The organism is Reyranella sp. CPCC 100927 (genome assembly GCF_007859315.1).
GTDB lineage: Bacteria > Pseudomonadota > Alphaproteobacteria > Reyranellales > Reyranellaceae > Vineibacter.
In genome coordinates this window covers 237,883-261,096 of sequence record NZ_VOHA01000007.1, presented here as the reverse complement: position 1 = coordinate 261,096, position 23,214 = coordinate 237,883, and the positions used below count along the sequence as shown (strand labels likewise).

At 66.7% G+C, this 23,214-nt stretch carries 23 protein-coding genes; 18 read left to right on the top strand and 5 right to left on the bottom strand.

Annotated elements, in window-relative coordinates:
• Positions 1–14: 14 nt before the first annotated feature.
• From FQU96_RS20895 to FQU96_RS20885, 3 genes are all read right to left on the bottom strand, one after another.
• Positions 15–665 (bottom strand): hemolysin III family protein, encoded by a 651-nt coding sequence (locus tag FQU96_RS20895; protein ID WP_146543258.1) that lies wholly within the window; start codon positions 663–665, stop codon positions 15–17.
• 95 nt (positions 666–760) lie between these two features.
• Complete coding sequence (locus FQU96_RS20890; RefSeq protein ID WP_178130613.1) at positions 761–1,945, bottom strand: divergent polysaccharide deacetylase family protein; 1,185 nt, start codon at positions 1,943–1,945, stop codon at positions 761–763.
• Between the two features lie 55 nt (positions 1,946–2,000).
• On the bottom strand, positions 2,001–2,903 hold the full coding sequence (locus FQU96_RS20885; RefSeq protein ID WP_178130612.1) for an EamA family transporter: 903 nt from the start codon (positions 2,901–2,903) through the stop codon (positions 2,001–2,003).
• 146 nt (positions 2,904–3,049) lie between these two features.
• Here FQU96_RS20885 and FQU96_RS20880 point away from each other — a divergent pair, with 146 nt between their 5' ends.
• From FQU96_RS20880 to FQU96_RS20825, 12 genes are all read left to right on the top strand, one after another.
• On the top strand, positions 3,050–3,652 hold the full coding sequence (locus FQU96_RS20880; protein WP_146543255.1) for an aminodeoxychorismate/anthranilate synthase component II: 603 nt from the start codon (positions 3,050–3,052) through the stop codon (positions 3,650–3,652).
• A 20-nt stretch (positions 3,653–3,672) separates the two neighbouring features.
• Positions 3,673–3,879: a hypothetical protein gene (locus FQU96_RS20875; RefSeq protein WP_146543254.1), complete on the top strand. Its 207-nt coding sequence runs from the start codon at positions 3,673–3,675 to the stop codon at positions 3,877–3,879.
• The gene (locus tag FQU96_RS20870; RefSeq protein WP_146543253.1) at positions 3,876–5,054 is read left to right on the top strand and encodes a PLP-dependent aspartate aminotransferase family protein; all 1,179 of its coding nucleotides are present in this window, start codon (positions 3,876–3,878) and stop codon (positions 5,052–5,054) included. The genes FQU96_RS20875 and FQU96_RS20870 overlap by 4 nt, the downstream gene beginning before the upstream one ends.
• A 5-nt stretch (positions 5,055–5,059) precedes the next feature.
• Positions 5,060–5,974, top strand: coding sequence for a hypothetical protein (locus tag FQU96_RS20865; RefSeq protein ID WP_146543252.1), 915 nt, complete (start codon positions 5,060–5,062; stop codon positions 5,972–5,974).
• Between the two features lie 104 nt (positions 5,975–6,078).
• The gene (locus FQU96_RS20860) at positions 6,079–6,921 is read left to right on the top strand and encodes an SDR family NAD(P)-dependent oxidoreductase (RefSeq protein WP_146543251.1); all 843 of its coding nucleotides are present in this window, start codon (positions 6,079–6,081) and stop codon (positions 6,919–6,921) included.
• Positions 6,922–7,124: 203 nt separating this feature from the next.
• Positions 7,125–8,159, top strand: coding sequence for an ABC transporter ATP-binding protein (locus tag FQU96_RS20855; RefSeq protein ID WP_146543250.1), 1,035 nt, complete (start codon positions 7,125–7,127; stop codon positions 8,157–8,159).
• On the top strand, positions 8,156–9,118 hold the full coding sequence (locus FQU96_RS20850; protein WP_146543249.1) for an ABC transporter ATP-binding protein: 963 nt from the start codon (positions 8,156–8,158) through the stop codon (positions 9,116–9,118). Before FQU96_RS20855 ends, FQU96_RS20850 begins: the two co-directional genes overlap by 4 nt.
• Positions 9,099–10,061 carry an NAD(P)-dependent oxidoreductase gene (locus FQU96_RS20845; RefSeq protein ID WP_146543248.1) on the top strand — a complete coding sequence of 321 codons (963 nt, stop codon included), beginning with the start codon at positions 9,099–9,101 and terminating at the stop codon, positions 10,059–10,061. The genes FQU96_RS20850 and FQU96_RS20845 overlap by 20 nt, the downstream gene beginning before the upstream one ends.
• Before the next feature lie 3 nt (positions 10,062–10,064).
• The gene (locus FQU96_RS20840) at positions 10,065–10,523 is read left to right on the top strand and encodes a RidA family protein (protein ID WP_146543247.1); all 459 of its coding nucleotides are present in this window, start codon (positions 10,065–10,067) and stop codon (positions 10,521–10,523) included.
• A 23-nt stretch (positions 10,524–10,546) separates the two neighbouring features.
• The gene (locus FQU96_RS20835; RefSeq protein WP_146543246.1) at positions 10,547–12,142 is read left to right on the top strand and encodes an ABC transporter substrate-binding protein; all 1,596 of its coding nucleotides are present in this window, start codon (positions 10,547–10,549) and stop codon (positions 12,140–12,142) included.
• A 97-nt stretch (positions 12,143–12,239) separates the two neighbouring features.
• A complete protein-coding gene (locus FQU96_RS20830) occupies positions 12,240–13,184 on the top strand; it encodes an ABC transporter permease (RefSeq protein WP_146543245.1) in 945 nt (314 codons plus the stop codon).
• A gap of 5 nt (positions 13,185–13,189) precedes the next feature.
• On the top strand, positions 13,190–14,056 hold the full coding sequence (locus FQU96_RS20825; RefSeq protein ID WP_146543244.1) for an ABC transporter permease: 867 nt from the start codon (positions 13,190–13,192) through the stop codon (positions 14,054–14,056).
• A 38-nt stretch (positions 14,057–14,094) separates the two neighbouring features.
• Here the strand turns inward: FQU96_RS20825 and FQU96_RS20820 are convergent, their stop codons facing one another.
• Entirely contained in the window at positions 14,095–15,000 is a 906-nt protein-coding gene (locus FQU96_RS20820) for a FadR/GntR family transcriptional regulator (protein ID WP_146543243.1), read from the bottom strand.
• Between FQU96_RS20820 and FQU96_RS20815 the strand changes: the two genes are divergently transcribed.
• The 6 genes from FQU96_RS20815 to FQU96_RS20790 all read left to right on the top strand — a co-directional run bounded on the left by FQU96_RS20815 (position 14,937) and on the right by FQU96_RS20790 (position 21,329).
• Complete coding sequence (locus FQU96_RS20815; RefSeq protein WP_146543242.1) at positions 14,937–15,803, top strand: alpha/beta hydrolase; 867 nt, start codon at positions 14,937–14,939, stop codon at positions 15,801–15,803. The genes FQU96_RS20820 and FQU96_RS20815 overlap by 64 nt on opposite strands.
• 103 nt (positions 15,804–15,906) lie before the next feature.
• The gene (gene sugE, locus FQU96_RS20810; RefSeq protein WP_146543241.1) at positions 15,907–16,227 is read left to right on the top strand and encodes a quaternary ammonium compound efflux SMR transporter SugE; all 321 of its coding nucleotides are present in this window, start codon (positions 15,907–15,909) and stop codon (positions 16,225–16,227) included.
• A 124-nt stretch (positions 16,228–16,351) separates the two neighbouring features.
• Positions 16,352–17,584 (top strand): LLM class flavin-dependent oxidoreductase, encoded by a 1,233-nt coding sequence (locus tag FQU96_RS20805; RefSeq protein ID WP_146543240.1) that lies wholly within the window; start codon positions 16,352–16,354, stop codon positions 17,582–17,584.
• 31 nt (positions 17,585–17,615) lie between these two features.
• On the top strand, positions 17,616–18,554 hold the full coding sequence (locus tag FQU96_RS20800; RefSeq protein ID WP_146543239.1) for a succinylglutamate desuccinylase/aspartoacylase family protein: 939 nt from the start codon (positions 17,616–17,618) through the stop codon (positions 18,552–18,554).
• 9 nt (positions 18,555–18,563) lie between these two features.
• On the top strand, positions 18,564–19,352 hold the full coding sequence (locus FQU96_RS20795) for an alpha/beta fold hydrolase (RefSeq protein ID WP_146543238.1): 789 nt from the start codon (positions 18,564–18,566) through the stop codon (positions 19,350–19,352).
• Between the two features lie 339 nt (positions 19,353–19,691).
• Positions 19,692–21,329 carry a DEAD/DEAH box helicase gene (locus FQU96_RS20790; protein WP_146543237.1) on the top strand — a complete coding sequence of 546 codons (1,638 nt, stop codon included), beginning with the start codon at positions 19,692–19,694 and terminating at the stop codon, positions 21,327–21,329.
• A gap of 73 nt (positions 21,330–21,402) precedes the next feature.
• Here the strand turns inward: FQU96_RS20790 and FQU96_RS20785 are convergent, their stop codons facing one another.
• Complete coding sequence (locus FQU96_RS20785; protein WP_178130611.1) at positions 21,403–23,043, bottom strand: SEL1-like repeat protein; 1,641 nt, start codon at positions 23,041–23,043, stop codon at positions 21,403–21,405.
• Positions 23,044–23,214: the final 171 nt, after the last annotated feature.

Genomic DNA, 23,214 nt, shown 5'->3' with positions numbered 1-23,214 from the left:
TGGCCGTCGCGGTTTCAGCCGGGCACGACCTCGTACACGATGGCTGCATAGTGGCAGCCGGCCGCCGCCAGGACGAAGCCATGCCAGATCGCATTCTGGAATGGCAACCGCGTCCACAGGTGGAAGACGACGCCCAGGCTGTAGAGCGCCCCGCCGGCGATCAGCAACACGAAGCCCGGGATCGAAATGCCGGCCAGCAACGGTTCAAGCGCCGCCACGATGCACCAGCCCAGCAGCAGATAGGCGACGATCGACAGCCGCTCGAACCGGTGTGGCCACACCAGCTTCATCACCACGCCGCCCACGGCGACTGTCCACACGAATGCCAGCAGACCGAATCCCCAGGTGCCGCCGATCACCTGCAGCGCAAAGGGCGTATAGGTGCCGGCAATCATGACGAAGATCGCCGAATGATCGAGGCGGCGCAGAACGCGCTTGAACGTGCCGTCGCGCGCCATGTTGTACAGCGCCGAGCACGACAGCATGCTCATCAGGCCGCTGGCATAGAGGCTGACGCTGACCGCCATGCGCGCGCCGGCCGACGGCAGCGCCAACACCGCCAGCACGACGCAGGCGATCAGTCCCGACGCAACACCGACGATGTGGATGATGTTGTCGGCCAAACGCTCGGCCGGACGATAGGGGCGCGCGAGGGTAGAGCTCATGCGCGGCAGTATGACGACTTCATGCCGGGCTTGTCGAACCATGAAACGGTGCTTTGCGGGCACAAGATCATGGCCGAGCCCTGGGTGATAGCCCCCTATTCCCAGCGGCCGCGGCGTTTGATGGCGATGCTGATGGGACCCTGGATGAAGCCCTTGGCGCGCAGGCCGGGCAGCCACTCGGCGAGCTCCTTGATGGTCGCATCGTGCGGGTGGCCGATGGCGATGGCGATGCCCTGGCGACGCGCGACCCGCTCGGTCTCGGCGAGTTGCTGGCGCACGTTGTCGGAGCTGTCGACGTCATCCAGGAATACGTGGCGATCGACATGCGGCATGCCGAGTTCCTCGGCCACCAGGCCGCCCACGCTCTGCGCGTGGGTGCGCGAATCGAGCCACGCGTAGCCACGCGTATGCATCTGCTTCAAAGCCGTCTCGACGCCGGGCCGCCAAGTGGTGAAGCGGCTGCCCATGTGGTTGTTCACCGCGACATAGCCGCTGAAACTTTCCAGCGCCGCCACCGTCCGCCGCCGGATGGCATCCTCCGCCAGCGTCGTCAGCAGCGCATTGGGCCCGGGATCCATGCCGCTCGACATCGGTTCCATCGGCAGATGCAGCATCAACTCGTGCCCGCGGCCACGCGCTGCCCGGGCCTGATCCTGCAGATCACGTGCATAGGGCAAGAACGACACCGTCAGCGGCGCCGGCAGGTCGAGCACGCGGCGCGACCGTGGCCGGTCCAACCCCATGTCGTCGATGACGATCACGATCAGCGGTCGCGATCGATCGTCCTGAAAGGCAATGGCGTTGCGCGCCCATGTGGCGTCGGGCGGCGCCCGCCGTGAGGCCACGGTGGTCGGCGGGCGCTCCTCGAAGACCGGCCGCGGCCGACCTTCCGATTCGGTATAGCGCGGCAGGTCGGGCAGCTCGTCGATGCTGGCATATTTCGGTGCCGGCGGCGGCGTGCTCTTGGTGCCCGCCGGCGGGGTCGGCCGCGTCGTCGCCGCCACGCGCGGTTGCGGGTTGCCGACGAAAAGCTGCGCCAGATAGTAGCCGCCGCCGACGCCCACGATCATCAGCACGGTCAGGCCAGCCAGTCCGACCGACATGCGACGCGAGGCCGCCGCCTGGCGCAGGCGCTGCCAGCGCACGACGCCCCATGCCAGGACGGCATCGAGACGAGCGCCGGCGGTGGCCGGCGCTTTGCTGCCACGGCCGCGCGTGCCTTTCCTGGAACGTGTCGTCTTGCGGCCCGTCTTGGCGGCCCGCTTCGCGCCTTGCGTCATCAGAGGGGGAATATCCGTTATCGTTGCGGCGACTATAGCACGCCGCGGCCGGGCCTCAGAAGAGTCGTGGACCATTCATCAACACCAGGCCCGCAACGATCACACACGCTGCGGCGACGCGGCGCGGGCCGAACGGTTCGCCCAACAGCAGCGTGCCCATCAGCGCGCCGAAAAGAACCGAAGTCTCGCGCAGCGCCGCCACGTGGGCCATGGGCCCCTGCGACATCGCCCAAATGGCGATGCCGTATCCGACGGCGGCAATGGCACCGCCCGCCGCACCACGCCACCACCCGCCCCGCAGATAGCGGCTTACCGATTCGCGGCGCGTGGCCAGCGCGAAGAGCAACAGCCACGGCCCCTCGAGAATGTTCTGCCACGCGATGTAGGCGATCTTGTGCTCCAGGGTCGGCCCGGCAGCGCGCACGCCCAGTCCATCGGCAATGATGTAGCCGGCAATGCTGAACCCGGTCAGGACGGCAAACAGCGTCGCCAGACGATGGCGGCGCACGGCGTCGAGCGTCGCCTTGCCTGGCGCGCGCCGGGTGGGCAGTGCCAAGGTGATCACGCCGACGCTGAGCAGCAGCACGCCGGCGACGTCCTGCAGCCGCAGAGCCTCGCCCAACAGCCGACCCGAGACCAGGGCGACCAGCAGCGGCCCCATGCCGCGCGCGATCGGATAGGTGTGGCTGAGATCGCCGTGGGCATAGGCCTGCAGCAGGAAGAAATAATAGAAAAGATGGATGACGGCCGAGGCGAGCAACCACTTCCAGGCCGGCGCTTCGATCCAGGGCAGGAACGGCGCCAGCAGGACGCCCATCACCATGCCGCTCATCATGATGATGCCGAAGGTGGTGATGCGGTCGGTGGCGTCCGACTTGAGGATGGCGTTCCACGATGCGTGCATCAGGCCGGCCGCCAGCAGCAAGCCGATCACCAGCGGATCAAGGACGGTGGACATCGAGGGGAATGGTGCGTCGCTTCTATTTTGGGCAGCCAATTTACGTCCTGCCGCCCCAAGCGTCATGAACAACAGGTGCCCCGGTTGTAGAGGCCGTGACAACCCGCAAAACACCGTCTAGGGTGCCGGCCCACAGGAGTTCGGCCATGCTTCTCGTCATCGATAACTACGACAGTTTCACCTACAACCTCGTCCACTTCATCGGTGACGTCGGCGGGCGCTGCATCGTGCGGCGCAACGACCAGATCTCGGTCGACGAGGCGCTGGCGTTGAAGCCGGCCGGGATCGTCCTGTCGCCCGGTCCCTGCACGCCCAACGAGGCTGGCATCTGCCTCGACCTGATCGCGGCGTCGGCCAAGGCGCAAATGCCTTTGTTCGGCGTCTGCCTGGGCCACCAGGCGATCGGCCAGTCGTTCGGCGGCAAGGTCGTGCGCGCGCCGGTGCCCATGCACGGCAAGCTGTCGCAGGTCACGAACACCGGCAAGGGTGTCTTCGAGGATGTGCCCTCACCCTTCTCGGCCACGCGCTACCACTCGCTGATCGTCGAGCGCGACAGCCTGCCCGACTGCTTGGAGATCACCGCCCGCCTGCCGGACGGCATCATCATGGGCATGCGGCACAAGACGCTGCCGATCCATGGCGTGCAGTTCCATCCGGAAAGCATCGCCTCGCAGCATGGCCACAAGATCCTGGAGAACTTCCTGAAGATCTGCGGCGATCACCCCAGCCAGCAAAAGCGCGCGGCCTAGACTGGCAGCCGCGCCTTGGCATGGACGATCTTACCGTCATCCTGAGCGAAGCGAAGGATCCTGCGGTGTTGCTGCCGAAGAACGCTGGCGCGGGCGATCCTCCGCACCGACAATCTGTGATCAAACACCGCAAGGTCCTTCGCTGCGCCCAGGACGACGGGAAATGGCAATCTCAGCGCCATGCGCGGTCATCACCCATGGCCGGCTTGACGGCAGCACTTTCATGACATCCAAGTCTCTTTCTCCCGAGTCGCTGGCAGCGCAAGCGCTGGGCTGGGTCGACGAAACGACGCGTGCCGTCGTGCCGCCGATCCATGTATCGACGACGTACCTGCGAGACCCCGACAACCAGTACCGCTCCGGCCGTGTCTACAGCCGCGCCGATTCACCCAACTACAACCAGCCCGAGGAACTGCTCGCCAAGCTGGAGAACGGCGCCGATGCGCTGGTGTTCTCGTCCGGCATGAGTGCGGCCAGCGCCTGCTTCCTGGCATTGGCGCCCGGCGACCATGTCATCGTCTCCAAGGTCATGTACTGGTCGCTGCGCAACTGGCTGATGAACTTCGCAACGCACTGGGGATTGAAAGTCCAGTTCGTCGACACCGATCGTATCGACGCCGTCAGGGATGCGATCCAGCCCGGCCAGACCAAACTGATCTGGATCGAAACGCCGGCCAACCCGCTGTGGACCATCAGCGACATCGCGGCGCTGTCCGACCTCGCCTATCGCGCCGGCGCCCGCCTCGGCGTCGATTCGACGTGCGCCACGCCGGTGTTCACCCGCCCGATCGAGCTGGGCGCCGACATCGTCATGCACGCCGCCACCAAGTACCTCAATGGCCACAGCGACGTCATCGCCGGGGCCCTGGTGAGCGCGCGCAAGGATGATTACTGGCAGCGCGTCCGGATGATCCGGGGCCAGCTCGGCACGGTTCTGGGGGCATTGGAGTCCTACCTGCTGTTGCGCGGCATGCGCACGCTGTTCCCGCGCGTGCGCACGGCCAGCGCCAACGCGCAGTGGCTGGCCGAGCGGCTGGTGGCGCATCCCCACGTCGCTGCCGTTCTCTATCCCGGCCTGGCGACGTTCGCCGGCCGCGCCGTCGCCGCCAAGCAGATGCGGGGCGGCTTCGGCGCCATGATGTCGATCCGGGTCAGGGGCGATGCCGACATCAGCGGCGAACACGCCGCCATCGCCACGGCCGCCCATACGAACCTGTGGAAGCGGGCGACCTCGCTCGGCGGCGTCGAGAGCCTGATCGAACACCGCGCCAGCGTCGAGGGTGACGGCACGCCCGCCCCGTCCGACCTGTTGCGCCTGAGCGTCGGCATCGAAGCCAAGGAGGACCTGCTCGCCGATCTCGAGCAGGCACTGGCGATCGCGCATCGCCGCAACACACCTTGAGTCGGATGCCGACCGGCCAACCCGCTTCGGCAACCACGTCTCCCCTCACGCCAGCGGCGCAGGACGTCAGCCTGTTCATCGTTCTTGTGATTCTGATCAGGAGCTTCGGCCCGTTCCCATGGCAGCCGCCTCCAGCGGAATTTATGCTCACTTTGGCGTTCTTTATCCATATCGGGGTGTCGCTCTATCTCGGGATTGTTGGTTCCCTGCGCACCGCGACCTGGCTGTTACTGATCGCGACCTGGGCCGGATCTGAATTGATCCAGTTTGCCGGCTACGTCTCGCCCTGGAGCATTATCTGGCAGGCCAGTATCCCGGGCATCGGCACCAGGGTTGACTGGCATTCCGCCAGCAACCTCTCGTGGCTGCTGGGCACCTGGCCCTCGTCCATCCCGGTGATCGTGCTGCTCGGGTTCGATCTCGCCGTCATGCACTATCCTGCGTGGCGCCGGCGGTCGTTCTGGCTCTTCGCCCTCATGATCGCCGGCGCTGGCTTCTTCACCGTCACCCTGGTTTGGCTGCTGTCGGGGCCGCCCCCACCCGCAGGCGCCGAAAGGCCATTCTACGCGCCTCACCTCATCCCGCCGCTCCACTGGCTGCCCTTCTTCGGCATCGCGCGAGCCCTACCTGGCGCGCTGGCGGGCGTCACCGGAGTGTTCGCCGCGATGCTCGTGCCGCTGATCTGGCCCTGGGTTCGCGCAGACATCTTGCGCACGAGTTCAATGCGCTGGGCGTGGCGACTGTCGTGCACCGTGTTAGCGATAACATTGCTGGTGCTTGTGTTTCTTGGCTTTCATGGTCCTGACGGTACAGATCTCATCTTCTTGCGCATCGGCACCGCCTATTACTTCGCATTTTTCTTGCTGATCCCCTTCATCCTTCTGCGTCTCTCGCGCCGACCCGCTGGTCGGCCATTTTAGGGAGCACCGCCGCCGCTGCGCTTACCGCTTGCCTCCTGCGCCGTCATGCGCGACGTTCCATATGAACGGCCGTTCATATGCGGCACGAATTGGAGGAGAAAGCCATGGCGGGGCGCCTGCAGGACAAGGTCGCGATCATCACCGGTGGCGGCAGCGGCATGGGTCGCGACACCGTGTTACGGTTTCTCGAGGACGGCGCTCGCGTCCTGGTCGCCGACATCAACGAGGACAATGGCCGTGAAACCGTCGCGCTGGGCAAGGCGCAGGGACACGGCGATCACGTGGCGTTCACGCGCTGCGACGTGGCCGAGGAGCGCGATGTGGCCGCGATGGTTGCCACCGCGGAAGCGACCTTCGGCACGCTCGACATCGCCTACATGAACGCCGGCGTCGGCGGCGCTTTCGGGCCGATCGGCGAGACCGCGGTGGAGGGCTGGGACTACACGTTTGCCGTGCTGGTGCGCAGCGTGTTCCTGGGCATGAAGCATGCCTCTCTCGCCATCCGCCGTCATGATCGCGGCGGTGCGCTGCTGAGCACGGCCTCGATTGCCGGCATGATCGGCGGTGCCGGCTCGCACGCCTACTCCGCCGCCAAGGCTGCCGTCATCAGCCTGACCGAGAACGTCGCTGCCGAACTGGCACCGCACCGCATCCGGGTCAACGCGATCGCGCCCGGCATCATCTCGACACCGCTGTTCCATCGCGGCAAGCCCGAGAAGTACGAGGCGCAATTCACGCGCCAGCCGTGGCCGGAGCGCGGCGACGGCAAGCACATCGCCGCGGTGGCCGCCTTCCTGTGCTCCGACGACGCGCGCTTCATCACCGGCGAGACGGTCAAGGTCGATGGCGGTTTGCTGGCGCAAGGTCTCACACTGTGGGGCGCCGGCGCCGACAATCCACTGCTGCGCGCACCCGGCGTCAACTACGGCTCTACGGGACGGCGCTGACCTGGGAGCGCGGGCGTCCGTCCGCAACAAGATATGAGCGGGCCGGAGGCCCGCGCTCCCAGGCTTGACGGGCCCCGTGAAAGCCGCAAAGTTGGCTCACGGGATATCCGGAATTGGTTTGAAATTGGTTCAAGAGTGCATGTCGCGCCCCCGTGACATCCGTTTCGTCTTGCTGCCGCAGCGCGTACCGTGCGGCAAGGCTCATGGCGAAAGGCGCGCCCTTGCCTGAACGCGACAGCCAGCGACCGGTCCTCGACGTCAGGGATCTCAAGACCTTCTTTCCGACCGATGCCGGCACGGTTCGGGCGGTGAACGGCGTCAGTTTCGTCGTACGCGAAGGCGAGACACTAGCCATTGTCGGTGAGTCGGGTTCGGGCAAGTCGGTGACCGGCCTGACCATCATGCGTCTGCTGGGCCGCACCGGTGCCGAGATCGCCGGGGGCGAGATCTGGCTCACGCGCGGCGATGGCCAGCGGGTCGACTTGGCCCGGCAGCCGGAAGCGGCGATGGAGCGCCTGCGCGGCAGCGAGATCGCCATGATCTTCCAGGACCCGATGTCGAGCCTGAACCCGGTGTTCCCGGTGGGCGACCAGATCGCCGAGCCACTGCGGCTGCACAAGGGCCTGTCGCGCCGCGCCGCACGCGCGGCGGCGATCGAGCTGCTCGAGCTGGTCGGCATCTCCGATCCGGCGCAGCGGGTCGATACCTTTCCGCACCAGCTGTCAGGCGGCATGCGGCAGCGGATCATGATCGCCATCGCGCTGGCGTGCGAGCCGCGCCTGTTGATCGCCGACGAGCCGACGACGGCACTCGATGTGACCGTCCAGGCGCAGATCATTGCCTTGCTGCGCGAGCTACAGACCCGCCGGCGCATGGCGATGATCTTCGTGACCCACGACCTGCACCTGGTGGGCGACGTCGCCGACCGTGTCGCCGTGATGTACGCCAGCCAGGTCGTCGAGGAGGGACCGGTCGCCGATGTGCTGTCACGACCAGCGCATCCTTACACCCGCGCCCTGCTCTCCTGCATCCCGCGCCAGCAGCACGGACAGCCGCGCCGGCGCATGACGCCTATTCCGGGGACGATGCCCAGCGCGCTGGCCACGCCGCACGGCTGCCGCTTCCATCCGCGCTGCGCCTTCGCCGAAGATCGCTGCGCCGCCGCTCTTCCCTCGCTCGAATCGATCGCGCCGCAACGGACGGCGCGTTGTATACGCTGGCGGGAGATCTGGTCGTGACGGAAGCCGCGGCACCGCTGCTGGCTGTGCGCGGCATCACCCGGCACTTCGCCGCCAAGGGGCCGCCGGTCCGCGCGGTCGAGGATGTCTCGTTCGACATCCAGCGTGGCGAGGTGCTGGGCGTCGTGGGCGAGTCGGGTTGCGGCAAGTCCACCCTCGGCCGGCTCGCCCTGCGCCTGATCGAACCGACCACCGGCACGGTGGCGTTCGACGGCACCGAACTGACGACGATGGCGCCACAGGCCTTGCGACGGTTCCGGCGTCACATGCAGATGGTCTTCCAGGATCCCTTCGCCAGCCTCAATCCGCGCATGACCATCGGCGATGCGTTGATCGAGGCCGTGCGTTTCCATGATCGCCTCGGCAAGACCGAGGCGCGCGATCGCGCGGCCGCCCTGCTGAGGCAGGTCGGGCTCAGCGCCGAACATCTCGATCGCTATCCCCGCGCCTTTTCCGGCGGCCAGCGACAGCGCATCGCCATCGCGCGTGCCCTGGCACCATCGCCGCGGTTCCTTGTAGCGGACGAAGCCGTGTCGGCGCTCGACGTCTCGATCCAGGCCGAGGTCGTCAACCTGCTCAAGAGCCTGCAGGAGGAATTCGGGCTGGCGCTGATGTTCATCAGCCACGACCTCTCGGTGGTCGAGGTGATCTCCGACCGCGCGATGGTGCTCTATCTCGGCCGCATTATGGAGATCGCGCCGATCGACGACCTCTACAGCCGCCCGGCGCATCCCTACACCGTCGCCCTGCTGCAGGCCGCGCCCGGCGGCGGCAAGCGCGGCGGCGATCGCCTGCTGCTGAAGGGCGAAATTCCCAGTCCATCGGCGCCGCCATCGGGTTGCGTGTTCCGCACCCGCTGTCCCTTTGCGATTGCCGACTGCGCCCGCGATGTGCCGCCCCTCACAACCGTCCGACCCGGCCAACTGAAGGCTTGTATCCGTGACGACCTCACCCTCTGACGGCGCACACCAGACCATCCTCGTCGTCGGCGGGCGCGGCTTCGTCGGCTCGCACATCACGCGCGCCTTGCTGGACGCCGGATACCACCCGCACCTGCTGGGTCCGGCAATGGACTGCGATCTGCTGGCGGACGTCGCCGGCGCGATCGGCGAGACGACAGGCAGCGTCGAGGATCCAGCCCTGGTGCGCGACGTGCTGGCACGAGCGAAACCCGCCGCCGTCATCTCCTGCGCCGCCTTCGGTGCCGGACGTGACGGATTGATGCGCTCGGGCGAACGCGACGCCGATCGTGCCTTCGCCATCAACGTCGATGGCTTCCGCCATCTGCTGGAGGCCGCGGCGGCGGCTGGCGTGCGGCGCGTCGTCTGGACCAGCTCGACGGTCGTCTACGGCCCGGCGACGGACTATGGCGCGTCGCCTGTCGATGAGGCTGCGATCAAGCGGCCGCGCACGATCTACGGGCTTACCAAGCATCTGGCGGAAGAAGTGGCGGCCTTCGCCATGCGGCGGCATGGCATCGAGGTTGTCGGCCTGCGCCTGCCGCTCGTGCTGGGACCGGGACTTTGGTACGAAGGCGCCGCGGCGGCGCTGATGACCCTGTTGCGTGCGACCCGCACCGCCGGCAATCATCACGTCAGCTTCCACAACGACCCGATCGACCTCATGCACGTGCGCGATGTCGCGGCCGCGTGCCTGATGGCGCTGAGGCACAACGCGCCGCTCGGCGGGATCTACAATATCAACGGCTTTACGGCGTCGGTGAGCGACATGGTGAAGCTGCTCGCCGTGCGCCAACCCAGCCTGCACGTCACGCATACGATCGCGCCATCGGGTGATCTCTTCCCGCTGATCAGCGACGCCCACTTCCGGCGTGACACAGGATTTGCGCCGGCCATCGATCTGGCCGGCCTGATCGACGATATCGCCTCGGCCAAGGAGTGATGCATGATCGCCGAACGACTGAAGAGCCTGGGCCTGACGCTGCCGACCGCGGCGCAGCCCACGTTCAACTACACGCCCGTCACGCTGCATCGCGGTGTCGCCTATGTCAGCGGCCAGCTGCCCAAGGTGGACGGCGAGGTGCGCGTCTTCGGCAAGGTCGGGGGCGAGGTGTCGCTCGAGACGGCCCGCGAGGAGGCCCGCATTTGCGTGTTGCAGGGCCTGGCCTGTCTTGCCGCGGCGCTGGGCGACCTCGCGCGCATCGAGCGCGTGCTGAAGGTCACCGGCTTCGTGGCCTCGGCACCCGGTTTCAACGACCAACCCAAGGTGATCGATGCCGCCTCGGACCTGCTGGTGAAACTGCTCGACGACAAGGGCCGGCACGCGCGGTCCGCCGTCGGTGTCGCCGAACTGCCGCGCAACACCGCGGTCGAGATCGAGTTCGTCGTCGCCTATCGTGAATGAACCAGGACAAGGGAGAGAAGATCATGAGGCCCGGATCGAACCCATGGGCACGCTGGCGGCGCTGGGCGCTGACGGCGGCGGCCGTCGTTGGCCTCGCCGGCATGGCTGTGCCGGCGGCGGCGCAAGACCTCTACGGCCCCAAGGCAGCGCAGGCCACCAAGGGCGGCGCGCTCACCTTCGGCTCGCTGGTCGAACCGCCGGCACTCGATCCCTACCATCAGGCGGCGGACGCACGCATCCGCTTCACGGTGCTGATGTATCAGGGCCTCTTCTATGAGGCCGCATCGGGTGAAGCGCTGCCGCTGCTGGCGCAAAGCCATACCGTGTCGTCCGATGGCCTGGTCTACACCGTGAAGCTGCGGTCCGGCGTGAAGTTCCACAGCGGCCAGCCGATGACCGCCAAGGATGTGGCGTACAGCTACAACTACCTGCGCGATCCCAAGAACGGCTCGCCCGGCGCCGGCGACCTGGCGCTGATCGCCGCCATCGATGCGGTGGACGACACTACGGTGCGCATCACGCTGTCGAAGCCGAACGCGGCACTGCCCATGACCCTGGGCAACAAGTATGGCGGCGTCGTACCGGCAGGCTATTTCGATGCGCCGGATGCCAAGCAGGCGCTGAACCAGAAGAGCGTCGGCACGGGTCCGTTCAAGCTGGCCGAGTTCAAGCCCAACAGCCACCTCGCACTGGTGCGCAACGAGCACTACTGGGAGCCGGATGCACCCTATCTCGATCGCATCAACATCCTGTTCGTGCCCAACAGCGCCGGCCTCATCGTGGCGCTGCGCAACAAGCGCGCCGATCTTGCCCTGCTGACCCGGCCGCAGGACATCCAGCAGGTCGAGAAGGCGCCCGGCCTGGTGCTGGAGCGCTGGCCGTCGCTGAACCAGAAGGCGCTCGACCTGGGCTCGGAGCTGTCGCCACTGGGCGACGTGCGCGTGCGCCAGGCCGTGGCGCTCGCCATCGACCGCGAGGAGATCATGCGCGCCGCCGTCGGCGGCTACGGCAAGGTCATCGGCACCATGGTGGCCGCCATGCAGGACCGCTGGGGGGTACCGCTCGACAGCCTGCCCAACCAGAAGGCCGACATCGAGAAAGCCAAGGCGCTGCTGGCCGCGGCAGGGCATGGCAACGGGCTCAGCCTCACGCTCACCACCATCAACGGCTACGACTGGATGGATCCGGCCGCCGTCACGATGAAGCAGCAGCTGGCGCGGGCCGGCATCGATCTCGCCATCCGCCGCGTCGACCTCGGCGTCTGGATCAAGAACTTCCAGTCCAAGCAGATGGGGCTGACGTTCAACGACTGGGCGACGCAGCCCGATCCGCACCTGCTGTTCTATCGCCACTTCCACAAGGCACCCGAAGGCGCCGACTTCCGCAACTGGGCCAACGCCGATGCCAGCGCCCTGCTCGATCGCGGCCTTGCCGAGACCGACAGCGCCAAGCGCAAGGAGGCGTATGCGCAGTTCCAGAAGGCTCTCGCCGAGACGGTGCCGACCGTGATGCTGTTCAGCGCCGACCATGTCAGCGTGCGCAACGAGGCGGTGCAGAACTACCAGCAGCACCCGACCGGCTGGTTCTACGGCCTCGCGCGCACGTATTTGAAGAAGTGAAGGTCTGTCATCCCGAGCGTAGCGAGGGATCTAGGTGAACGACGGATGGCCTAGATCCCTCGCTTTCGGCTCGGGATGACAATCGCAAGAGTCGCCCATGGGTCGTTACCTCGCCAGACGCTTCGCAGCCTCCATCATCACGGCGGTGCTGGCATCGATCGTTGTCTTCCTGATCGTGCGAGCGGTGCCGGGCGACGTGGTGGCCCAGATGCTGGGGCAGACCAGCGATCCGGCCTCGACCCAGTCGCTGCGGGCGTTCTTCGGCCTGGATCAACCGGTGTGGACGCAATACGGCCGCTGGATCGGTGCGGCGCTGCAGGGTGACTTCGGCATCAGCTGGACCGGCGGCCGTCCGGTATCCATGATGGTGGTGGACGCCTTCCTGGTGACGCTCGAGATCGCGCTGCTGACGCTGGTGCTGGCCACCGTGGTCGGCGTGCCGCTGGGCCTGCTCTCGGGCATCTACGAGGGCACGTGGCCGGACACGCTGATCCAGACCTTCAACCTGCTCGGCCTGGCGGCGCCCGTCTTCTGGACGGGCTTGATGCTGCTGGTACTGGTGTCATCCGCCCTGGGCTGGTCGCCGCCGCTGGTCTACGCCGCGCCCGGTGAATCGCTTGCCGACAACCTCGCCATTCTCTTCCTGCCGATCCTGGCGCTCGGCCTGCTGCAGGCGGCGGCCTACAGCCAGTTCGTGCGCCAGAACGTGGTGTCGGCTCTGCACCAGGACTATGTGCGCACCGCGATCGCCAAGGGCGTGCCGGCACGCATCGTCTTTTTCAAGCACATCCTGCGCAACATCGCCATTCCGCTGGTCACCTTCATGGGGCTGATGCTGACCCAGATCCTGGGCGGCGTCGTGATCGTGGAGTCGCTGTTCGCCATTCCCGGCCTCGGGCGGCTGCTGCTGACGGCGATCCAGACCCGCGACTATCCGGTCCTGCAGGGTGCCCTGCTGGTGGTCGTGATCGCGGCGATGCTGGTCAACCTGGGCGTCGATCTGCTCTATCGCGTCATCGATCCGCGCGTGCGGCTGGCGTGACGGTCATGGCCCAAGCCGACACCGCGTCCCTGCCCCAAGCACTCCCGCCGTGGCATCGGCTGGTGCGCACCGCCCGCCGCGAACCCGCCATGGCGGGCGGCGTGCTGGTCCTGGCGCTGCTGTGCCTGGTAGCGGCGGTCCCCGGCCTGTTCGCCGGCCAGTCACCCTATGCGATCGACGTCGCCAACGCGCTGCAGCCGCCGTCCGCGGCTCACCTTTTCGGCACCGACGACACCGGACGGGACATCTTCGCGCGCGTCATCCATGGCACGCGCATGACGCTTGCGATCTGTGCCAGCGCGCTGCTGATCGCCGCCGTCATCGGCGGTATCGGCGGCACTGTCTCGGGCTTCTTCGGCGGCTGGATCGATCAGGGCCTGGGGCGCCTCATCGACGTCGTCCTGAGCTTCCCGCCCATCATCCTGGGCGTGATCGTGACCGGCGTGCTGGGTCCGGAGACATCCAACCTCATCCTGGCCTTGAGTGTGATCTACCTGCCGGTCTTCTTCCGCATCGCGCGCTCGGGCGCGGTGGGCGAAGTCGGCAAAACCTATGTCGAGGCCGCGCGCTGCCTGGGCCTACCCGAAGCGACCATCCTGCGCCGCCATGTGCTGCGCAACGTGCTGCCGCTGGTCCTGATGCAGTACATCGTGCAGTTCCCGCTGGTGCTGCAGATCCAGGCCGCGCTGGGCTTCCTCGGGCTGGGCGTGCAGCCGCCGACGCCGGACTGGGGCGCCATCCTCCAGCAGGGCAAGGATGCCATCCTGCTGGCGCCGTGGATCTCGCTGTTCCCGGGGCTGGCCGTGCTGATCACGGCCTTCGCCCTGATGCTGACCGGCCGCGCACTGCAGCGCAGCGTCGATCGTCGGTGACGACTGTCACCCCGAGCGTAGCGAGGGATGACAGTCTTTCAAGCGCCGCTGACCGACGACAGCGTGTGTACCAGATGATCGTGCATCAGGGCGCGGGCACGCGGGACATCGCGCGCCCGCAGCGCCGCGACGATGGCGGCATTGTCGCGACAGGCGGTTTCGCGCACCAGGGCCAGCGGCGCAGGATGGCCGCCCGGCCGTCCCCAGCCGGCGGCGCGGCGAGACGCGATGATCTGCTCGAACATGCGCACGACAAAGCGATTGCGCGAGGCGTGCGCGATCGCAAAATGCAGCGCGTACTTCGCCTCCTTGAAAGCGACCCACGTGTCGGCAGCGCGCATGGCTTCCAGCGCCGAATCGAACGCCACCCAGTCCTGCTCGCCGGCGCGATCGATGACGAGTTCGACCAGGGCCGGCTCGAACAGCAACCGCGCCTCCAGCAGTTCCGGCAGACTGAACTCGGCCTCGCGCGACGGTGCCGGCTGACGCCGCTTGGCCACGAAGGTGCCGCGCCCGATCTCGCGCACGATCAGGCCTTCGCTCACCAGCTTGACCATGGTCTTGCGCACCGTGTTGCGCGCCACGCGATACTGTGCGGACAAAGCCCGTTCGGTGGGAAGGCGCGCGCCAGGAATAAAGCGCCCCTCCGCGATCGCCGACTTGATGCGGGCGTAGAGCGCCCCTCCTTCCGCCTCCGACCGCGCACGGATGTTCGGGGTCGGTGGTTGCGAAGCGAGCTCTGAAGTGGCAGCGGTGCGCACGGCGCAAATGGTGCCTGGCAAGGAGGGACGACAGCGTCCAGCTTGCCTTATTGCCCCATGGCGCGCAATTGATCCATAAGTGGGTCGAGATTGGATCAACTGGCTGGAGAACGATCGCGATGACGCGCGAGCCGACCCTCTCGAACGAGGAATACGAGTTCCATTACAACCCGCAGCGCGCATTCCCGCACTTCCAGACCTATGGCGCGCAGCGTGCCGACATCAACCGTGCCGCGCGCGCCCAGCCGACGGCGACGCTGGATGTGGCCTACGGCACGCATGCCCTGCATAAGCTCGACATCTTCCCGGCACCATCGGGCGCCGGCGGCAACGCGCCGGTGCACGTCTTTATTCACGGCGGCTACTGGCGGGCGCAAGACAAGGAGAACTTCGCCTTCGTCGCCGGCACATTGGTCGCGCTGGGCATCACGACTGTTGTCATCAACTACGAGCTTTGCCCGGCATCGACGCTCGACGGCGTCGCGACGTCCGCCATCGCCGCGGTCGAATGGACACACCGCAACATCGCCCGTTTCGGCGGCGATCCGATGCGGCTGACCGTGTCGGGGCATTCCGCCGGCGCTCACCTGGGGGCCGAAGCGCTGGCCACCGACTGGCGCGCCCGCGGCATCGATCCCGCCTTCATCCGCGGCGCCGCACTGACCAGCGGCATCTTCGATCCCACGCCAGCGATCGAGACGACGGTCAACGCCGACCTGCACCTGACGCCCGACATCGCGGCCCGGCACAACATGGAACAGCGGACGCCGATGGTCGCGTGTCCCGTCGCCATCTTCGCCGGCGGCCGGGAACCGTGGCGCTGGATCGACCTGTCATTCCGCTATTCGCACCATCTGCGGCGCCACCAGTACGACCCGATCGTCCACGTGCTACCCGGCTACAACCACTTCGACATCATGAATGAATACCTGGCACCCGACTCGACCGTGGTCCGGGCGATCCGGAATCACCACCAGGGCTCTTGAAACGAGGCCGCAGCGTTCCCATCTGCACTAGACGCCAGGACGACCTGGCGTTTTCTTTTTTCGCCGACGGGGACGGCCCTGTCATGGACCTGAGGAGGTCACCATGGCTTGGGGCATGCTTCTTTTGGCCGGCCTGCTGGAAATCGGCTGGGCCGTCGGCCTCAAATACACCGATGGTTTCACGCGTCCCCTGCCGACGGCTTTAACGGTCGTCAGCATGGTCGCCAGCATCGCCTTGCTGGGGCTGGCGGTGCGTACCCTGCCGCTGGGCACGGCCTATGCCGTATGGACCGGCATCGGAACGGTCGGCACGGTGATCATCGGCATGCTGCTGCTGGGTGAGTCGGCGGCCGTCCTGCGACTGGCCTGCATCGGACTCATCGTCGCCGGCATTGCCGGCCTGAAGCTGCTGACGCCGACCTAGAGCCCCGCTTTTATCGCGCGGCTGCGTTGTTCCGCAGCGCGGATAGCACCGGATGAACAGTTGTTCATGATCGCCGGCAGCCATTAGGCTGCCGGCGAAAAATCATGGACCGCCGGAGGACGGGATGAAGTTCACCTGGTTCCACCTGATGCCGTGGCCGCATCTGCCGGACGACTTTCGCGAGAAGCATCGATCGGTCTGGGTCGACATCCCCTCAACGCTGTACGACGCCAAGCGCGGCCATCACGTCTATCACGAGTACCTGGACCAGCTCGAGTTCGCCGAAAAGATGGGCTTCGATGCGCTGGGTGTGAACGAGCATCACGCCAACGCCTATGGCCTGATGCCGTCGCCCAACCTGATGGCGGCGGCATTGTCGCGACGCACGTCGAAAGCGGCGATCATGGTGCTGGGCGATTCGATCGCGCTCTACAACCCGCCGATTCGCGTGGCCGAGGAATTCGCCATGCTCGACGTGATCACCGGCGGACGGCTGGTGGCCGGCTTCCCGGTCGGCACGTCGATGGACACCAACTATGCCTATGGCCAGATCCCGGCGCTGACGCGCGAGAAGTACGCCGAGGCGCACGAGTTGATCATGAGGGCGTGGCGCGAGGACGAGCCGTTTGCCTTCAACGGCCGCTACACCCAGCTGCGCTACGTCAACTGCTGGCCCAAGCCGATCCAGCGGCCGCGGCCGCCGATCTTCATTCCCGGCGGCGGGTCGCTGGAGACCTACGATTTCTGCCTCGAGTTCGACTACACCTATTGCTACCTCAGCTACTCGGGCTATTTGCGCGCCAAGCAGCTGATGGACGGCTACTGGGAGCGCGTCGCCAAGAGCGGCAAGGATGACAGCCCCTATCGCGGCGGCTTCGCGCAGGTGATCTGCGTTGCCGAAACCGATGCCGAGGCCGAACGCCTCTACGCGCCGCACGTCCACTATTTCTACAATCGCTGCCTGCACGTGTATCCGGGCTTCGCCGACGCGCCCGGCTATCGCACCATCAAGACCCTGCAGGCCAACATGATCACGCAGCTGACCCAGGCACAGCTGCGCAACTATCCGACGCTCACCTGGAAGGACCTGGTTGATCAGGGCTATGTCATCGCGGGCTCGCCGCAGACGGTCTACGACCGCATGGTCGACCTCGCCAAGACGCTGCGCGTGGGCAACATCTTCGCCCTGTTCCAGGTCGGCGACATGCCGGGCGACAAGGTGCGGCACTCCACGCAGCTCTTCGCCGAGAAGGTGATGCCGCGCCTGAAGGCCGAGATGTTCCCGGAATGGCGCAACGAGGACCGCTTCTGGATCAAGCCGATGCACGACACCGAACGCCGGCAGGCTGCCGAGTGATCGTGTAGCGCAAACCGGCAGGACCTCGCCGATGACCGTGGAGATCGTGCGTTTCGCTGGCCTGGAACCCGGCCCGAAGCTTCTTGTCCTGGGTGCCGTGCACGGCAACGAAACCTGCGGCACCGAAGCGATCCGCACGACGATCGCCGACTGCCGCGATGGCAGGCTGGCCGTTCAACGCGGCCACGTCACGTTCGTGCCGATCGCCAACCGCAAGGCCTATGATCAGGGCACGCGCGAAGGCGATCGCAACCTCAATCGCGATCTGCACGAATACATCCCGCCCCAATGCTACGAGGATCGGGTCGCCAACGTCCTCTGTCCGCTGTTGCGCGAGCACGACGTCCTGCTCGACATCCACTCCTTCAGCGGCACCGGCGAGCCGTTCGTCTTCGTCGGCCCCTCGAACAACGCGGGCCCGATCGAACCCTTTCGCTGGGCTGCCGAGGAAGGGGCGTTCGCCGCCTGCCTGGGACCATCATTGCTGATGCATGGCTTTCTTGCCGCCCATGTGCGCGCCCAGCAGGGCCTCGCGCAGCGCGGTTTGCCGGGCACGTCGTGGGCCAAGGGCGTCGGCACCACCGAATACATGCGCCAGTCCGGCGGCTACGGCGTCACCATCGAGTGCGGCCAGCACCGCGACAGCCAGGCGCCGCACGTGGCGCGCCGCGCGATCGACAATGCGATGGCGCATCTGGGATTGATCGACGTGCCGGCTCCCGCGCGCAGTGCGCGGCGCGCCATCGAGGTGATCGACGCGGTCTATGCGCTTGCCGCCGACGACCGTCTGGAGCGGCCGTTCGTATCGGGTGATGCCGTCAAGCACGGCGACATCATCGCACGCCGCGCCGACGGCGAGATCCTGACGGCGGCGCGCGACGGCTTCGTGATCTTCCCGCAAGCCAAGCCGAAGCCTCTGGTTGAATTCTATTATTTCGGCATCGCCAGCGCGCGTTTCCCGCAACCCTAGGAACACACCATGCCCCTCACCTCCCGCCTGATCGACGTTGCCGGCGGCCGCGCCAGGATCCGCGTGCATGAAGGCGGCGATGGCCCACCGCTGTTGTTCCTGCACGGTGCCGGCGGGCTGATGCGCGAGGATCCGTTCCTGGCGGCATTGGCGACACGCTACCGCGTGCATGCGCCGTTGCTGCCCGGCTACGAGGACTCGACGGGCGAAGACCGGCTGCGCACGATGCTCGACATCGCGCTGCACACCTATGACGTCTGGGACGCGCTTGATCTGTCCAAGCCGCTGGTCTGCGGGCTGTCGATGGGCGGCATGATCGCGGCTGAAATGGCGGCGCTGGCGCCCAACGAGATCGAACGGCTGTGCCTGGTCGCCTCGGCCGGCCTCTGGCTGGACCAGCATCCCCTGCCCGATCTGTTCGCGATGTTGCCGCAAGAGTTCCCCGGCTATCTCTTCCACGATGTCGAGCGCGGCAGCAAGCTGATGGCGCCGGGCGGCGACCTCAACGACATCAAGTTCCTCGCCGACTTCATGGTGATGAACGCCCGACGCCTGGGCATGGCCGGCAAGATGCTGTTCCCGATTCCCGACCGCGGCCTGTCGGACCGGCTCTACCGCATCAAGGCGCGCACGCTGATCGTCTGGGGCGAGAACGACAAGCTCATCCCGCTGCCCTACGCCGAGGCCTTCCGCGCCGGCATCGCCGACGCCCGCGTCGTGACCATTCCGGAAGCCGGACATCTGGTCGGTCACGAAAAGCCCGACGCCGTCCTGCGGGCGCTGGCGACGTTGAACTGAGATCTCGTCCTCCCGAGCGCCCCGCTGCGCTCGGGAGGACAACACAGCCTCCCGCCCTGCGTCATCAGCGTGGTTGACTTTGGCCGGCAAAACGCACATATCGTTCGTCATCAAACGTTAGACGTTTGGTCTCTTCTCGCGGTAACGCGTGCCTGCCGCTTTCAAGCTGGCTTATCAACGCGCTGCTGAGACACCCCCCAGAACCCGCCGTCGCGAGCCAGGGTTTGAGTTGCGGACGTTCCGCATGCGCCTGACTGCGTTGGGCGCGAGGGATGTCTGCGTGCGCCTGCATGCTCACAATCGGGCGGGGCGCGTCTGTTTGAAAGACATCTTCAGAAAATGACAACGTTCACCGACCTCCAGCTCGCCGAACCCCTCGCGCGCGCGCTGGCAGCCGATGGCTACGAGACCCCCACCCCGATCCAGCAGAAGGCCATCCCGCCGCTGCTCGCCAGCCGCGACCTGCTCGGCATCGCCCAGACCGGTACCGGCAAGACGGCCGCCTTCGCGCTGCCGATCCTGCATCGGCTGGCAAGCAACCACCGCCGCCCGGCATCACGCACGTGCCGCGCCCTGATCCTGGCGCCGACGCGCGAACTGGCGGTGCAGATCGGCGAGAGCTTCAGCCGTTACGGCCGCTTCCTGCCGCTGCGCACGGCCTGCGTGTTCGGCGGCGTCAGCGAGCGGCCGCAGATCCAGACGTTGCAGCGTGGCGTCGATATCCTGGTCGCCACGCCGGGCCGCCTGCTCGACCTCATCGGACAGCGGGCGCTGTCGCTCGACAGCCTCGAGGTCTTCGTTCTCGACGAAGCCGACCGGATGCTGGACATGGGCTTCATCCATGACGTGCGCCGCATCGTGCGACTGCTGCCGGCCGAGCGCCAGACGGCGCTGCTGTCGGCCACCATGCCGGCCGATATCGCCACGCTGGCGCGCGATCTGCTGCGCGAACCCGTGAAGATCGAAGTGACACCGCCGGCCACCACGGTCGAACGCATCACACAACAGGTCCTGTTCGTCGACAGCACCCGCAAGCGCGAGCTGCTGGTCCATCTGCTGCAGGATCCGACGATCCGGCGTGCCCTGGTCTTCACCCGCACCAAGAACGGCGCCAACAAGGTGTCCGACGCGCTGGACAAGGCCGAGATTCCGTCGGCCGCCATTCACGGCAACAAGTCGCAGGGCGCGCGTCAGAAGGCGCTGGCCCAGTTCAAGGATGGTCGGCTGCGCGTCCTGGTGGCGACCGACATCGCCGCCCGCGGCATCGACATCGACGACGTGACCCACGTTTTCAATCTCGACCTGCCCAATGAGCCGGAGAGCTACGTGCACCGTATCGGCCGCACGGCGCGTGCCGGCGCCGATGGCGCCGCGATCGCGTTCTGCGATGCCGGCGAGAGAGGCTATCTGCGCGACATCGAGCGCACCACGCGCCAGAAGATCCCGGTCTTGATCGATCACCCGTTCCATCACGCGGGCATCGCCGACGGCACCGTCACGGCGCCGCCGCCGGCCAGCATGCAGGGCCGCCGCAGCCACGGCGGTGGTGGTCATGGCGGGCGACGCGAGCAGCACAGCGGCGAGCGTCATGGTCACGGTCGCGGCCCCCGGGGTCACGGCGCGGGCGGACGCGGCGATGCACCACGGCATGAGGACCGGCCGTCGCGCCATCCCCATCGCGCCGGTGACGGCGTGCGCGGTGGTGCCGACCACGCCGGCCGCAATCAGCCCGGACACAAGCGGGAGCGCCCCGCCCACGGCGACAGCCGGCGTGAGGGCAGCCGCCACCATGACGATGGTGCGCGCGCACACGGACAGCGTAGCGAGCGACATCAGGGCCGTGGCAACGGTCCCGGCAAAGGACATGCGGGTGCTGACGGCGCATCGCGGACGCCCGGAGCCTCGCGCAGCCCGTCGCGATCACATGGCGGTTCCTGGATGCGGTCCCTGAGCGGCCGCGGGAGCGATGGTCGGTAGACCAACGTCCGCTAAACGCAGCGGGGTTTCTTCTCGACCGCGAATACCCTCCGGAAAGATGCCTCGCTGTGTCCTATGGTGATGGCCACGCTTGCAGTTCCAATGCCGGCTTGAAGTCGGCAGCCAAGCGTCGTCCCTCCTCGATTTGATCGGCGGTCATCCGACTCGCCGCTTCCGAACGCGCTTGGCGCGTCCGGTGTTGCAGCATCAGGTCGTTGGCCACCGCCTGTGACGCTGCCGCCAGCTCCAACCATTGGTACGCCTGAACAAAGTCCTGCACGACGCCTCGACCATCGGTGTACGCTTGGCCGAGGCTATGTTGGGCGACCGGATGGCCCTGACGGGCGGCGCGGCTGTACCAGTAAGCCGCGATTTGATCGTTCTGGAGCACGCCGGTGCCCCTGCTCAGCATCCAACCCAAGTGGGCCTGCGCTCTGGCGTCACCTTGCTCCGCCGCTTGACGGTACCAGTCAGCGGCAGCCTTGTTGTCCTGAACCACGCCACGGCCAGCCTGGTGCAAGATGCCGAGGTTGTACTGGGCCTCGGGATAGTGCTGCTGAGCCGCTTTGCGATACCAGTTCGCCGCCATCGTATCACTGCGCTCAACGCCACGGCCGGACTCGTGGATTGTGCCGAGATAGTACTGGGCGTTGGCATAGCCTTGTTCAGCGGCCCGACGAAGCCACCGCGCGCCCTCGGCCGGGTCCTTTTCCACGCCATGACCGCCGGCATACATGTTGCCGAGCCACAGCTGGCCTTCGACGAGCCCCTGCTCGGCCGCCTTGCGATACCATGCCGCCGCCAAAACCATGTCCTGTGGTACGCCGTTGCCACGGTGGTACAGGAACCCAAGTTCGCATTGAGCACGGGCGTCTCCCTGCTCGGCAGCCCTGCGAAACCAGGCGGCGGCCAGGACGCTGTCGCGCGGAATGCCCCGCCCACGCAGATAGGCCATCGCCAACCAGATTTGAGCGTCGGCGACGCCTTGTTCCGCGAGCGGCCGCAGGCGCTCGACTGCCGTGACGTCATCATCATGGCGAAAAGCGGCGATGGCATCCTGCATGGAAGGTCGCCCCGGCAGCAAAGCGAGACCTGCTGGCGCCGCATCAACCACCATTCGTGCCACGGCGATCTCAGCCGGGTTCATGCTCCGCGCAGCCAGGTTGCGCAGTCGCTGCGCCGCAGTGCGGAGCTCGGGGTCGCTGGCCAGCCGCCGCGCGGCACTTTCGAACCAGAGATAGGCACGCACGGGATCGGGCGGCACGCCACGTCCCGCGAAGTAGAGAACGCCGAGGTAATATTGGGCGCCGACGTTGCCCTGCGTCGCTGCCTTGCGGAACCAGGTGGCCGCTTCGACGAAATCCGGCTCACCATCGAGCCGCTCCGCATAGATGAAACCGAGAGCCTCCTGAGCGCTCGCGTGACCTTGCTCGGCCACACGTCGATACCACTTGATCGCCTCCTCGCTATCTTTCTCGACACCTTTGCCGAGGTGATATGCCCACGCGACGATCAGCTGGGCCTGCATGTCACCGCGCTCTGCCATGGGACGGAGCAGACGATTGCCGGTCGCGCCATCACCCCGCCGATAGGCCGCAATCCCGTCTTCATACGGGCCGGCCGCGGCTGGCCCCGACGCCCACGACAGTACGGTCATGGCCAAAAAGCCTGCGGCTGCCACGATGGTGGCGCGATGAATCGGTTGCCGGGTCATCATATCCTGCCAAGAGAGAATTCTCTCATATTAGTATAGTATTTGTATATTTATACTAATCTACAGTTGTAGATTGCATTCCTGCGCTTGGGCCGGACACGCCGAGTCGACTTGCCCCGGCGCAATGGCTATAGCTGCCGCGATCGGTTTTTCGAGGATGGCGCGGTGAGT

What these genes read in the sequence shown, in the direction of transcription:
- FQU96_RS20895 (WP_146543258.1), bottom strand. Translation starts at nt 665, where the DNA reads ATGAGCTCTACCCTCGCGCGCCCCTATCGTCCGGCCGAGCGTTTGGCC.
- FQU96_RS20890 (WP_178130613.1), bottom strand. Translation starts at nt 1,945, where the DNA reads ATGACGCAAGGCGCGAAGCGGGCCGCCAAGACGGGCCGCAAGACGACA.
- FQU96_RS20885 (WP_178130612.1), bottom strand. Translation starts at nt 2,903, where the DNA reads ATGTCCACCGTCCTTGATCCGCTGGTGATCGGCTTGCTGCTGGCGGCC.
- FQU96_RS20880 (WP_146543255.1), top strand. Translation starts at nt 3,050, where the DNA reads ATGCTTCTCGTCATCGATAACTACGACAGTTTCACCTACAACCTCGTC.
- FQU96_RS20875 (WP_146543254.1), top strand. Translation starts at nt 3,673, where the DNA reads ATGGACGATCTTACCGTCATCCTGAGCGAAGCGAAGGATCCTGCGGTG.
- FQU96_RS20870 (WP_146543253.1), top strand. Translation starts at nt 3,876, where the DNA reads ATGACATCCAAGTCTCTTTCTCCCGAGTCGCTGGCAGCGCAAGCGCTG.
- FQU96_RS20865 (WP_146543252.1), top strand. Translation starts at nt 5,060, where the DNA reads ATGCCGACCGGCCAACCCGCTTCGGCAACCACGTCTCCCCTCACGCCA.
- FQU96_RS20860 (WP_146543251.1), top strand. Translation starts at nt 6,079, where the DNA reads ATGGCGGGGCGCCTGCAGGACAAGGTCGCGATCATCACCGGTGGCGGC.
- FQU96_RS20855 (WP_146543250.1), top strand. Translation starts at nt 7,125, where the DNA reads ATGGCGAAAGGCGCGCCCTTGCCTGAACGCGACAGCCAGCGACCGGTC.
- FQU96_RS20840 (WP_146543247.1), top strand. Translation starts at nt 10,065, where the DNA reads ATGATCGCCGAACGACTGAAGAGCCTGGGCCTGACGCTGCCGACCGCG.
- FQU96_RS20835 (WP_146543246.1), top strand. Translation starts at nt 10,547, where the DNA reads ATGAGGCCCGGATCGAACCCATGGGCACGCTGGCGGCGCTGGGCGCTG.
- FQU96_RS20830 (WP_146543245.1), top strand. Translation starts at nt 12,240, where the DNA reads ATGGGTCGTTACCTCGCCAGACGCTTCGCAGCCTCCATCATCACGGCG.
- FQU96_RS20825 (WP_146543244.1), top strand. Translation starts at nt 13,190, where the DNA reads ATGGCCCAAGCCGACACCGCGTCCCTGCCCCAAGCACTCCCGCCGTGG.
- FQU96_RS20815 (WP_146543242.1), top strand. Translation starts at nt 14,937, where the DNA reads ATGACGCGCGAGCCGACCCTCTCGAACGAGGAATACGAGTTCCATTAC.
- FQU96_RS20820 (WP_146543243.1), bottom strand. Translation starts at nt 15,000, where the DNA reads ATGCGCGCTGCGGGTTGTAATGGAACTCGTATTCCTCGTTCGAGAGGG.
- sugE (WP_146543241.1), top strand. Translation starts at nt 15,907, where the DNA reads ATGGCTTGGGGCATGCTTCTTTTGGCCGGCCTGCTGGAAATCGGCTGG.
- FQU96_RS20805 (WP_146543240.1), top strand. Translation starts at nt 16,352, where the DNA reads ATGAAGTTCACCTGGTTCCACCTGATGCCGTGGCCGCATCTGCCGGAC.
- FQU96_RS20800 (WP_146543239.1), top strand. Translation starts at nt 17,616, where the DNA reads ATGACCGTGGAGATCGTGCGTTTCGCTGGCCTGGAACCCGGCCCGAAG.
- FQU96_RS20795 (WP_146543238.1), top strand. Translation starts at nt 18,564, where the DNA reads ATGCCCCTCACCTCCCGCCTGATCGACGTTGCCGGCGGCCGCGCCAGG.
- FQU96_RS20790 (WP_146543237.1), top strand. Translation starts at nt 19,692, where the DNA reads ATGACAACGTTCACCGACCTCCAGCTCGCCGAACCCCTCGCGCGCGCG.
- FQU96_RS20785 (WP_178130611.1), bottom strand. Translation starts at nt 23,043, where the DNA reads ATGACCCGGCAACCGATTCATCGCGCCACCATCGTGGCAGCCGCAGGC.